Consider the following 12,457-nt stretch of genomic DNA (forward strand, 5'->3'; position numbering starts at 1 on the left):
CGCCCGGAATCGTCACGACGCGAGGTGGGTGCTCCATGTCCGAGGAGAGAGCGTGTCCGCGGCGATCCGCCGCGGAGTCCACTGCGCTCCCGCTGGGAGGTCGGTAATGGGAACCCGGGCACGTCGCCTGTCGGTCAGCGGGCTCGTCGCCTTGTTCCTCGTCTACCTCGCGGCGACCCTGGTCCCCGTGGGGGAGGGCACCGTCGCGACCCTGCTCGGCGAGTGGCCCGCCTCCGTGGCCGCGGGGGTCGCCGGTGCGTCCCTGCTGTTGGCGTCGCGCCGCTGGGCGGCGACCGGCGCCGACCGGGAGGCCCACGCCGACGGCGCCGACGGACCGGCCGCGCTGCGCAACCTCGGCTTCGCCGCCCTGGCCTGGTGCGCGGGCGGCGTCACCCACGGCATCACCCGGATGCTCGGCTCCGGGTCGGTGCTGTCCCTGACCCTGGGGGACCTGTTCGCACTGGCGGCTCTGCCGCTGTTCGTGGTGGGTTTCACCCGTTTCGCCCCCTGGCCCGGGGGCCTGCGCACCGCCCTGCGGCACATCACCGACAGCTATGTGTGCGCCGCCGCCGTGTTCGCCGTGGTGTGGCTGCTGCTGTTCTCCCCGCTGTACGACGAGTTGGGCGAGGGCTCGGGGGTGCTGGGCTTCGCCCTGGTGTACCCGGTGGCCGACATCGCGGTGCTGTGCCTGCTGGTCCCACTGGTCTTCATGTCACCGCACAGCACGCGGCGCGCGGTCCTGCTGGCGATCGGCGTGCTCATCGTGATCGCCGCCTCGGACATGATCGGCGCCGTCAGTCGGCTGACCGGGCCGCCGGTGCTGGGCGGGCTGGAGCACCCGATCCGCTTCCTGGGGTTCACGCTGATGGGCGCGCTGCCGTGGCTGGTGGAGCACCGCCCCGGCGCCCGGCCGCGCAGGATCACCGGGCGGGGCCTGTACCGGTTCGCCCCGGAGCTGGCCGCGGTCGGCGCGGTCGCGATCGCTGCGGTGGTGCTCACGGTGGCGGGCCTGCGGCTGCCGGGGGTGGCCCCGGTGCTGCCGCTGGCGGCGGGGACCGCCGTGCTGGTGCTGCTGGTGCGCATCCTCGGGATGCTGGAGGAGAACGCCACCCTCACCCGGATGGTGCGCAACCGCGAGGGGCACTTCCACGAGCTGGCCCGCAACAGCGGCGACGTCATCCTGGTGCTGGACCGCGACGGCGGGGTGTCCTACGTCAGCCCGGGCACCGCGGAGGCGTTCGGGTACCGGCTGGACGACGTGCTGGCCGCGCCGGTGACGGCGCTCGTCCACCCCGAGGACATGGAGCGGATCGAGGCGGTCACCGCCCTGTTCGACGAACGCGACGGCCAGGGCGTCCACCTGCGGTTGCGGGTGCGCGCCGCGGACGGCACCTGGCGGCACACCGAGTCCACGGTGTCCCTGTACGAGCAGCCCGGCGAACCGGACCGGCTGCTGGTGACCACCCGGGACATCAGCGCCCAGGTGGCGCTCCAGGACGAGGTCGAGCACCTGACCTTCCACGACGGGGTGACGGGGCTGCCCAACCGGTCCTACCTGGAGGAGCGGGCCAGCGACGTGCTGGCGCACCGGGCGATCAGCGACGAGCCCACCGGCGACATCGCGGTGCTGTTCCTGGACCTGGACGGGTTCACCGCGGTCAACGACTCCGCCGGGCACGTGCGCGGCGACCACCTGCTGGCGCAGGCGGCGCGCAGGCTGCGCGGGGAGCTGGAGCCGGGGGCGACGCTGGCGCGCTGGGGCGGTGACGAGTTCGCGGTCCTCATCGAGGGTGTCCCCCGGGCGCAGCGGGTGGTGGACCTGGCGGAGCGGCTGGGCCGGGTGATCGCCTCGGAGCCGTTCCAGGTGGCCGACCGGGAGCTGGTGCTGACGGCCAGCCTGGGGGTGGCCTTCGCCGAGTCGGACACCGACAGCGGCGACCTGCTGCGCAACGCCGACGTGGCGCTCACCCGGGCCAAGGAGCGCGGTCCGGGCAACGTCGAGGTGTACGCGGCGCACATGCACGACACGGTGGTGTCCCGGCTGGAGTTGCAGATCCGGCTGCGCCGGGCGCTGGCGGAGGGCGAGTTCTTCCTGGAGTACCAGCCCATCGTGGACCTGGACACGTCCCGGGTGACGTCGGTGGAGGCGCTGGTGCGCTGGAACCGCGACGGCGAGACCGTGGGCCCGGACGGGTTCCTGGGCGCCGCCGAGGAGTCCGGGCTGATCGTGCCGCTGGGGGAGTGGATCCTGCGGGAGGCCTGCGAGAAGGTCGCGGTGTGGCGGGTGTCGGACTGGGACATCGGCCTGTCGGTGAACCTGTCCGTCAAGCAGGTGCTGTCGCCGCGCTTCGTGCGGACGGTGGAGTCGGTGCTCGCCGACTCGGGCCTGTCCGCCGAGGTGCTCACCCTGGAGGTGGACGAGGACGTCCTGCTCGACGGCGGCGGCGAGGCGGTGCAGCACCTGGCGGAGCTGCGGGAGCTGGGCGTGCAGCTGGCCATCGACGACTACGGCATGGGGTACGCCTCGCTGGCGCACCTGCGCCGGTTGAGCGTGGACGCCATCAAGGTCGACCCGTCGTTCATCGCCGACCTGGGCCGCGACGACACGGTCACGCTGCTCACGCACACGATCATCCAGCTCGGCCGCGACCTGGGCGTCCAGGTGGTCGCCGAGGGCATCGAGCGCCCCGAGCAGCTGGAGCAGCTGCGGGCGATGGGCTGCGACCGCGGCCAGGGCTTCCTGGTCGCCCGCCCGATGGCCGCTTCCGGCGTGGAGTCCCTGGTCGGCGGCGAGGCCGGCGCCAACCTGTAGGACAATTCGTACGTAATGCGGAAATAGCGCCGTTCACCTGCGGAAACGCTGATGGGGGCGCTACTTTTCCACCATGCCCTCTTATCAGCACGAGTTCCCCCTCGACCTGATCCGCAATGATCCGGAATCGGCTGTGGAACTCCTCCAAGAGATCACCGGTACACCGTTGCCGGAGTTCACCCGGGTCCGCTGTGACGCCGCCGAAGCGACCAGCACGGCGGTGGCCCACCTGACCTCCGACTCGGTGGTGGTCTGTGAACGGCCGCCCGGACCTGGGGAGGACCCGGACGAGCCCGTCCCCGTGCTGGCGATCATGGTCGAACCCCAGAATTCCCGGGACGCCCGGAAGTTCTACAGTTGGCCCGCCTATGTCGCCAACATCCGGTGGCGCCTGAGGTGCCCGGTGATCCTGCTGGCCGTCACTCCCACATCGGCGATAGCCGAATACTACGCCGAGCCCATCGACCTGGGATGCGGGGAGGTCCGCCCCCGGATCCTGGCTCTGGACACCCTCAAACCGATCACCGACCTGAAGGCGGCCGCGGCCCGGCCGGTGCTGACCATTCTGGCTCTGGCCAACAACCCGCCCAAGGGCGAGGACGAAGCAGCGGCGCGGGCGCTGGTCGCGGCTCTGGAGAGCCTCGATAAGTCGTCATCCCGGTTGTACGCTGACTATGCGGTCGCGGCCTTCGAGGCCACGGCCCCCGGAATCCTGGAGAAGTTCATGAAGCTGAAGGACGACTACGAGTACAAGTCCGAGTTGATGGGACGCCCCTTCCGCGAGGGCCAGGCCAAAGGCAAGGCCGAGGGCAAGGCCGAGGGTAAGGCCGAGGGCAAGGCCGAGGCGGTGCTCACCGTGCTCAGGGCCCAGGGGGTCGAGGTTTCCGAAGAGGCCCGGGAACGGATCGAGGGCGAGACCGATCTGGACCTGCTGGACACCTGGCTGGGTAGGGCCGTCCGCGCCGAGCGGGTCGAGGACGTCTTCGATGAGTGTTCCGTCGAGACTCGTTAAGGACGGCTAACGATCGGACCGCAGGGCCCCTGTTACGTGTTCTCCGTTACATGTAACGGGGGCTTTTTGTGCGTTCGTGCTGTTCCGCAGGGCTTCCGTGGGGCGTCGGCGGCCGCATGCTGACATGCATGTCTCAATATTTGAGACAATGTGAAGTTCTGGTTGACGGGTGGACGTGTCTTCGGCCAAGGTTGGGAGCGTGAAGAGCAACTCCCTGATTCTCGTACTTGGTCGGCGCGCAGCCCACTGAGTCACTTCTGCTGCGCGCCACCCCTCGACCGCCACGGGCGGTGGGGGTTTTTTTATTGCCGTACCAGGCCACGACGAGTCAGACCCACCACCAACCAGAGCCTCCGTGCCGCTCTGGGCCCTCGCTAAGGATCTTGAGATGACCGAGCAGATGACCGGCGCACAATCGCTGATCAGGTCGTTGGAGCAGGTCGGTGTCGACACCGTCTTCGGGATTCCCGGCGGCGCGATCCTCCCCGCCTACGACCCCCTCTACGACTCCGCGAAGGTGCGGCACATCCTCATGCGCCACGAGCAGGGCGCCGGTCACGCGGCAGAGGGCTACGCCTACGCCACCGGCCGACCCGGGGTCTGTATGGCCACCAGCGGTCCCGGTGCCACCAACCTGGTCACGCCGCTGGCGGACGCCTACATGGACTCGGTCCCGATGGTCGCCATCACCGGCCAGGTCGCCTCCCCGATGATCGGCACGGACGCCTTCCAGGAGGCGGACATCTGCGGCATCACGATGCCGATCACCAAGCACAACTTCCTGGTCAAGGACGTGCGCGACATCCCCCGCACGGTCGCCGAGGCGTTCCACATCGCCTCCAGCGGCCGCCCCGGCCCGGTCCTGGTCGACATCTCCAAGGACGCGCTCCAGGCGGGCGCCGAGTTCGTCTGGCCCGAGCGCCTGGACCTGCCCGGCTACCGCCCGGTCACCAAGCCGCACGGCAAGCAGGTCCGCGAGGCCGCCCGGATGATCCTCGACGCCAAGCGCCCGGTCCTGTACGTCGGCGGCGGCGTGCTGCGCGCCGGCGCCGCGGCCGAGCTGCGGGTCCTGGCCGAGCTGACCGGCGTCCCCGTCGTCACCACGCTGATGGCCCGCGGCGTCTTCCCCGGCAGCCACCCCCAGTTCGTCGGCATGCCGGGCATGCACGGCGACGTCGCCGCCGTCGGCGCCCTCCAGAAGGCCGACCTCATCGTCGCCCTGGGCGCCCGGTTCGACGACCGCGTCACCGGCCGGCTGGACAGCTTCGCCCCCGACGCCAAGATCGTCCACGCCGACATCGACCCGGCCGAGATCTCCAAGAACCGCCACGCCGACGTCCCCATCGTCGGCGACTGCCGCGAGGTGCTCGCCGACCTGGTCGTCGCGGTCCGCGGCGACCAGGAGAAGGGCCGCACCGGGGACTACGCGGCCTGGTGGCAGCAGCTCGACCGCCTGCGGGAGACCTACCCCAAGGGCTACGACGTCCCCGACGACGGCACCCTGTCCCCGCAGATGGTCATCGAGCGGCTGGGCAAGGTCGTCGGCCCCGAGGCCACCTACGTCGCTGGTGTGGGCCAGCACCAGATGTGGGCCGCCCAGTTCATCGACTACGAGCGCCCCGGCGCGTTCGTCAACTCCGGCGGCCTGGGCACCATGGGCTTCTCCGTCCCCGCCGCGCTGGGCGCCAAGGTCGGCGACCCGGACCGCGCGGTCTGGTCGATCGACGGCGACGGCTGCTTCCAGATGACCAACCAGGAGCTGGCCACCTGCGCCATCGAGGGCATCCCGATCAAGGTCGCCGTGGTCAACAACGGCAACCTGGGCATGGTCCGGCAGTGGCAGACCCTGTTCTACGAGGGCCGCTACTCCAACACCGACCTACAGACCTCTCCCCGTGACGAGAAGGTCCGCATTCCGGACTTCGTCAAGCTGTCGGAGGCGTACGGTTGTGTCGGCCTGCGGTGCGAGCGCGCCGAGGACGTCGACGCCACCATCGAGAAGGCCATGGCGATCGACGACGTCCCCGTCGTCGTCGACTTCACGGTCAACCACGACGCGATGGTCTGGCCGATGGTCGGGCCCGGCGTCAGCAACGACAACATCCAGTACGCGCGCGACATGGCGCCGAGCTGGGACACCGAGGACTAAGAGGAGCAGGTCGACCACCATGAGCCGTCACACGCTTTCCGTTCTGGTGGAGGACACTCCGGGCATCCTCGCCCGCGCCTCTGCCCTCTTCTCCCGCCGCGGGTTCAACATCGACTCGCTCAGCGTCAGCACCACCGAGTATCCGGGCCTGTCCAGGATGACGATCGTGGTCAACTGCGACCTCCACCCCTTGGAGCAGGTGACCAAACAGCTCAACAAGCTGATCAACGTCGTCAAGATCGTGGAGATGGACACCACCGCGTCGGTCCAGCGCGAGCTGCTGCTCGTGAAGGTCAAGGCCGACGCGTCGAGCCGCACCCATGTGCTTCAGACGGCCGAGCTGTTCCGCGCGCACGTCGTGGACGTCAGCCCGGACGTCGTCGTCATCGAGGCCACCGGCGACCCCGAGAAACTCGATGCCCTGGTGAAGAACCTGGAGCCGTTCGGCATCCGGGAACTGGTCAAGTCAGGGCTGGTCGCCCTGGGGCGCGGGCCGCGGTCGATCACCGACCGTTCCCTGCGGGCGGTCGAACGCACCGCCTGAGGATCCCGGTGCCCGGACACGGCCGGGTGCCCCCGCGTCCCCCAACGAATGTGAAGAACAAGGAGCAACCCCAAGTGGCAGCACAGATGTACTACGACGACGCCGCGGACCTCGGGCTCATCCAGAGCAAGAAGGTCGCCGTGATCGGTTACGGCAGCCAGGGCCACGCGCACGCGCTGTCGCTGCGGGACTCGGGCGTCGACGTTCGGATCGGCCTGGCCGAGGGCTCCAAGAGCCGCGCCAAGGCCGAGGAGGAGGGCCTGCGCGTCCTCACCCCGGCGGAGGCCACCCGCGAGGCCGACGTCATCATGATCCTGGTCCCGGACCACATCCACCGCGACCTGTACGCCGCGGAGATCGAGCCCAACCTGGAGCCGGGCAACGCCCTGTTCTTCGGCCACGGGTTCAGTATCCGCTACGGGTTCATCACCCCGCCCGAGGGCGTGGACGTCGCCATGGTCGCCCCCAAGGGCCCGGGCCACCTGGTCCGCCGCCAGTTCGAGGCCGGGCGCGGCGTGCCCTGCCTGGTCGCGGTCGAGAAGGACGCCAGCGGGCAGGCCTGGGACCTGGCGCTGTCGTGGGCCAAGGGCATCGGCGGCACCAAGGCGGGCGTCATCAAGACCACGTTCAAGGAGGAGACCGAGACCGACCTGTTCGGTGAGCAGGCCGTGCTGTGCGGCGGCGCCGAGGAGCTGGTCAAGGCCGGTTTCGCCACCCTGGTCGAGGCGGGCTACCAGCCCGAGGTCGCCTACTTCGAGTGCCTGCACGAGCTGAAGCTCATCGTCGACCTCATGTACGAGGGCGGCATCTCCAAGATGAACTGGTCGGTGTCGGACAACGCCGAGTACGGCGGTTACACCCGCGGTCCGCGCGTCATCACCGGCCAGACCCGCGAGGAGATGCGCAAGATCCTGCGCGAGATCCAGGACGGCTCCTACGCCAAGGAGCTCATGGACGAGTTCGACGCGGGGCAGCCGACGTTCACCAAGCGCCGCGAGGCCGAGCAGGGCGAGCAGATCGAGAAGGTGGGCGCCGAGCTGCGCCCGCTGATGAGCTGGCTCAAGGGCTGAGCGGAGTCCTCGTGAGGTGGGGGTGGGTGGCTACGACCACCCGCCCCCATCGGGCTTCCCTACCATCGCAGTAGACTTTGTTCCGGCCGTCCTCACCCGATCTCGGTAGGGCTTGACCTGCGTGAATCGGGACGCACCACCCGAAAAGGAACCCCTGTGTCCAAACCCGCCGTACTCGTAGCGGAAGAACTCTCGCCCGCCGGAATCGCGCTGCTCGAAGAGGACTTCGAGGTCCGCCGCGTCGACGGCGCCGACCGGTCCCTGCTCCTGCCGGCCCTGGCCGACGTGGACGCGCTGATCGTCCGCAGCGCCACCAAGGTGGACGCCGAGGCCCTGGCCGCGGCCCCCCGCCTACAGGTCGTCGCCCGGGCCGGCGTCGGCCTGGACAACGTGGACGTGGAGGCCGCCACCAAGGCGGGCGTGCTGGTGGTCAACGCCCCGACCTCCAACATCGTCAGCGCCGCCGAGCAGGCCGTGAACCTGCTGCTGGCCAGTGCCCGCAACACCGCCCCCGCGCACAACGCGCTGGTCAACGGCGAGTGGAAGCGGTCCAAGTACACCGGTGTCGAGCTGTACGAGAAGACGATCGGCGTCGTCGGCCTGGGCCGGATCGGCGCCCTGGTCGCGCAGCGCCTGCTGGCGTTCGGCACCAAGGTCATCGCCTACGACCCGTTCGTGCAGCCCGCCCGCGCCGCCCAGATGGGCGTGGAGATGACCACGCTCGACGACCTGCTCGGGCGCGCCGACTTCATCACCATCCACCTGCCCAAGACCAAGGACACCCTCGGTCTGATCGGCGAGGAGGCGCTGCACAAGGTCAAGCCGAACGTGCGGGTCATCAACGCCGCGCGCGGCGGCATCCTGGACGAGGACGCGCTGTACCGGGCGCTCAAGGACGGCCGGGTCGCCGGCGCGGGCATCGACGTGTTCGCCAAGGAGCCGTGCACGGACAGCCCGCTGTTCGAGTTCGAGAACGTGGTCGTGGCCCCGCACCTGGGCGCCAGCACCCACGAGGCGCAGGAGAAGGCGGGCACCCAGGTGGCCCGTTCGGTCAAGCTCGCCCTGTCCGGCGAGTTCGTGCCCGACGCGGTCAACGTGCAGGGCACCGGCGTGGCCGAGGAGATCAAGCCGGGCCTGCCGCTCACCGAGAAGCTGGGCCGGGTCTTCACCGCCCTGGCCGGTGCGCTGCCCAGCCGCATCGACGTGGAGGTGCGCGGGGAGATCGCCGCGCACGACGTCAAGGTGCTGGAGCTGGCCGCGCTCAAGGGCGTGTTCGCCGACGTGGTCGAGGACACGGTGACGTTCGTCAACGCCCCGCTGCTGGCCAAGGAGCGCGGTGTGGAGGTGGACCTCGTCACCAGCGACGAGAGCGGCGACTGGCGCAACCTCATCGCGGTGCGCGGCGTGCTGGCCGACGGCACCCGGGTGTCGGTCTCGGGCACGCTCACCGGCCCCCGCCAGATCGAGAAGCTGGTGGAGGTCAACAACTACGCCCTGGAGATCGGCCTGGCCGAGCACATGGTGTTCCTGTCCTACGACGACCGCCCCGGCATCGTGGGCAAGGTGGGCGCCCTGTTGGGCGACGCCGACGTCAACATCGCCGGGATGCAGGTCATCCGGGACCAGGAGGGCGGCCGGGCGCTCATCGCGCTGACCGTCGACTCCGCGGTGCCGGACGCCGTCCTGGCGTCGATCTCCGGCGAGATCGACGCCGCGGTCACCCGCCAGGTCGACCTGGAGGACTGACCGGGCCGGGAGGCATGCCTGGAAAGAGGGGTCGCGCCGGTGGTGCGGCCCCTCTTCTCGTGTCCGGGGGGTTCCGCAGGTTTTTCGCGGGGAAATGCGCGCTTTTCTCACCTGAGACGACACGCGCTCGTCTCATATCGTGAGAAGTTCTGGCCACATAGTTGGACATCCGATATTCTGTCGTCCTAGGAGCCAGCGGTGTCCGACGCCACCGGTCGACGCCGCCGCCCGCCGTTTCCGCCCGCCCCGACCCGGGTCCGCGGAGGCGGCCCCGGCGACCCCGCCGGGAACCACCGCTCCCGCCTTCTCTCATCTCTCGCGGTCACCGTGGACCGCGGCATCCGCGCAGCGCACGCCCATCCGGCCCGAGCGCACGCGATGCCGGTCACGCACCGCAATCGGAGTCCCACATGATGTACGACATGGTCGATTACCCGTCCACCTCCGACGTCGACGAAGAGATCCACCGCGCGCTCCAGGACGCCCTGAACCGCCGCGACTGAAGTGTCGGGGCGACGGACGCCGCCGGTCTCGCGTGCCGGTATGGTTGTCTCATTCAGTGTTCATTCTGATCTCACCATGTGAGAATTGGCCGGTGGGATCGCGATCGGAGCAGAGGCAGGCCGCATGGCAGCGCGCACGGTGAAACTGGCCGTCATCCCCGGCGACGGGATCGGACCCGAGGTCGTCGCCGAGGGCCTCAAGGTGCTGGAGGTCGCCGCCGCCCGGCACGACCTCGCCATCGAGGCCACCGAGTACGAGCTCGGCGCCCGGCTCTGGCACCGCACCGGTGAGACGCTGCCCGACTCCGTCGCCGCGGAGCTGGCGCAGCACGAGGCCATCTACCTGGGCGCGGTCGGGGACCCCACGGTCCCCAGCGGCGTCCTGGAGCGCGGCCTGCTGCTGCGCCTGCGCTTCGACTTCGACCACTACGTCAACCTGCGCCCCGTGCGCCTGTACCCCGGCGTGGCGAGCCCGCTGGCCGGTGTGACCCCCGAGGACATCGACATGCTCGTCGTCCGCGAGGGCACCGAGGGCCCCTACGCCGGGGCCGGCGGCGTCCTGCGCAAGGGCACCCCGCACGAGATCGCCACCCAGGACAGCGTCAACACCCGCTTCGGCGTGGAGCGCGTCGTCCGCTTCGCCTTCGCCCAGGCCGCCGAGCGCCCGCGCAAGAAGCTCACCCTGGTCCACAAGGACAACGTGCTGACCTTCGCCGGCGAGCTCTGGCAGCGTGTCGTCCGCGAGGTCGGCGCCGAGTACCCGCAGGTCTCCGTTGACTACTGCCACGTCGACGCCGCCGCGATGTTCTTCGTCGACCAGCCCGCCCGGTTCGACGTGGTCGTCACCGACAACCTGTTCGGCGACATCATCACCGACATCGGTGCCGCCATCACCGGGGGCATCGGGCTGGCCGCCAGCGGCAACATCAACCCGGACCGGACCTTCCCGAGCATGTTCGAGCCGGTCCACGGCTCGGCCCCCGACATCGCCGGGCAGGGCAAGGCCGACCCGACCGCCACCGTGCTGTCGGCCGCCATGCTGCTGGACCACCTCGGCGTCCCCGAGGCGGCCCGCCGCATCGAGGCCGCCGTCGCCGCCGACCTCAAGACCCGTGCCCCCGGCGAGGCCCGCTCCACCTCCCGCATCGGCGACGACCTCGCCGCGCGAGTAACCGAGCAGGGCTGACGCCCCGCGTCGGCCCTGCCCCGTCGATGGACCAGGGCGCGGCCGACCGGCACAGCCACCGCTGAACCCCGCAAGGGCGCGCCCGGACACCACCGGGCGCGCCCTTCGTGTTACGGGCCTGTTGCTCCCGCTCTGGCACAGGGTGCGCTCTTCCGACAGACTAGATCCCAGGTCGGCGGCGCTGCCGACCTGATGCACCCGAGAGGACCGACGAGTCATGACCAACGACAACACCACCACGAGCGGGTTGGCGTTCGACATCCAGCTCTCCGACCGGCGGAAGACCCCGCAGGAGCGAGAGGCACTGCTGGAGAGTCCGGGGTTCGGCCAGGTGTTCACCGACCACATGGTGAGCATCCGCTACACCGAGGGCAAGGGGTGGCACGACGCGAAGCTGGAGCCCTACGGCCCGCTGAGCCTGGACCCGGCCACCTCCGCGCTCCACTACGCCCAGGAGATCTTCGAGGGGCTCAAGGCCTACCGCCACCCCGACGGCTCCCTGGCCTCCTTCCGGCCCGAGGCCAACGCGGCCCGCTTCAACCGGAGCGCCGCCCGCATGGCGATGCCGGAGCTGCCCGAGGACCTGTTCCTCAAGTCCATCGAACTGCTGCTGGAGCACGACGGGGAGTGGGTCCCCACCAAGCCCGACTTCAGCCTCTACCTGCGTCCGTTCATGATCTCGACGGACGTCGGCCTGGGGGTCAACCACCCCTCCCGCACCTACGTCTACCTGCTCATCGCCTCGCCGGTCGGCTCCTACTTCGCGGGCGGCGTCAAGCCGGTCACCGTCTGGCTGTCCACGGACTATACGCGCGCGGCGCCCGGCGGCACCGGCGCGGCCAAGTTCGCGGGCAACTACGCGGCCAGCTTCCTGGCCCAGGCCCAGGCCGTGGAGAAGGGCTGCGACCAGGTGGTCTGGCTGGACGCCCGCGAGCACCGCTGGGTCGAGGAGATGGGCGGCATGAACCTGTGGTTCGTGTTCGGCTCGGGTGAGAACGCACGCCTGCGCACGCCCCCGCTGACCGGCACGCTGCTGCCCGGCATCACCCGCGAATCGCTGCTGACCCTCGCCCCCGACCTGGGCATCCCGGCGGAGGAGAAGCCGATCTCCACCGAGGAGTGGCGCAAGGCCGCCGAATCGGGCGAGCTGACCGAGGTCTTCGCCTGCGGCACGGCCGCGGTCATCACCCCGGTCGGGTTCGTCAAGAGCGACGACGGCGAGTTCACCATCGGTGACGGCACCCCCGGCCCGGTCACCATGCGCCTGCGCGAGGAACTGGTGGGCATCCAGACCGGGCGGCGCCCCGACGGGCACGGCTGGGTGACCCGCTTCCAGGGGTAGTCCTCCGCTCTCGGACACGAAGGCCGCCGGGGTCTCCGGCGGCCTTCTCGCTGTCCGGTTTGTCCAGTGGGAGAAATCACTGTCCCACATGTT

General features: G+C 70.2%; 8 protein-coding genes. All 8 read left to right on the top strand.

The features are described 5' to 3' along the window. The first annotated feature begins 106 nt into the window (after nt 1–106). A complete protein-coding gene (locus QJS33_RS05070; protein WP_306366676.1) occupies nt 107–2,812 on the top strand; it encodes a bifunctional diguanylate cyclase/phosphodiesterase in 2,706 nt (901 codons plus the stop codon). 73 nt (nt 2,813–2,885) lie between these two features. Continuing rightward, nucleotides 2,886–3,824 carry a hypothetical protein gene (locus QJS33_RS05075; protein ID WP_306366677.1) on the top strand — a complete coding sequence of 313 codons (939 nt, stop codon included), beginning with the start codon at nt 2,886–2,888 and terminating at the stop codon, nt 3,822–3,824. Nucleotides 3,825–4,212: 388 nt separating this feature from the next. Beyond that, nucleotides 4,213–5,973 carry an acetolactate synthase large subunit gene (locus QJS33_RS05080; protein WP_306366678.1) on the top strand — a complete coding sequence of 587 codons (1,761 nt, stop codon included), beginning with the start codon at nt 4,213–4,215 and terminating at the stop codon, nt 5,971–5,973. Between the two features lie 19 nt (nt 5,974–5,992). Continuing rightward, on the top strand, nt 5,993–6,517 hold the full coding sequence (gene ilvN, locus QJS33_RS05085; RefSeq protein WP_220563144.1) for an acetolactate synthase small subunit: 525 nt from the start codon (nt 5,993–5,995) through the stop codon (nt 6,515–6,517). Nucleotides 6,518–6,591: 74 nt separating this feature from the next. After that, nucleotides 6,592–7,587 (top strand): ketol-acid reductoisomerase, encoded by a 996-nt coding sequence (gene ilvC / locus QJS33_RS05090; RefSeq protein ID WP_306366679.1) that lies wholly within the window; start codon nt 6,592–6,594, stop codon nt 7,585–7,587. A 156-nt stretch (nt 7,588–7,743) separates the two neighbouring features. Then, complete coding sequence (gene serA / locus QJS33_RS05095; protein ID WP_306366680.1) at nt 7,744–9,333, top strand: phosphoglycerate dehydrogenase; 1,590 nt, start codon at nt 7,744–7,746, stop codon at nt 9,331–9,333. 627 nt (nt 9,334–9,960) lie between these two features. Then, nucleotides 9,961–11,022, top strand: a complete 1,062-nt coding sequence (locus QJS33_RS05100) for a 3-isopropylmalate dehydrogenase (RefSeq protein ID WP_306366681.1) — start codon at nt 9,961–9,963, stop codon at nt 11,020–11,022. Nucleotides 11,023–11,239: 217 nt separating this feature from the next. After that, nucleotides 11,240–12,364 (top strand): branched-chain amino acid aminotransferase, encoded by a 1,125-nt coding sequence (locus QJS33_RS05105; RefSeq protein WP_306366682.1) that lies wholly within the window; start codon nt 11,240–11,242, stop codon nt 12,362–12,364. Nucleotides 12,365–12,457 lie beyond the last annotated feature (93 nt).

This window comes from Nocardiopsis sp. CC223A, assembly GCF_030766825.1.
Classification (GTDB): domain Bacteria; phylum Actinomycetota; class Actinomycetes; order Streptosporangiales; family Streptosporangiaceae; genus Nocardiopsis.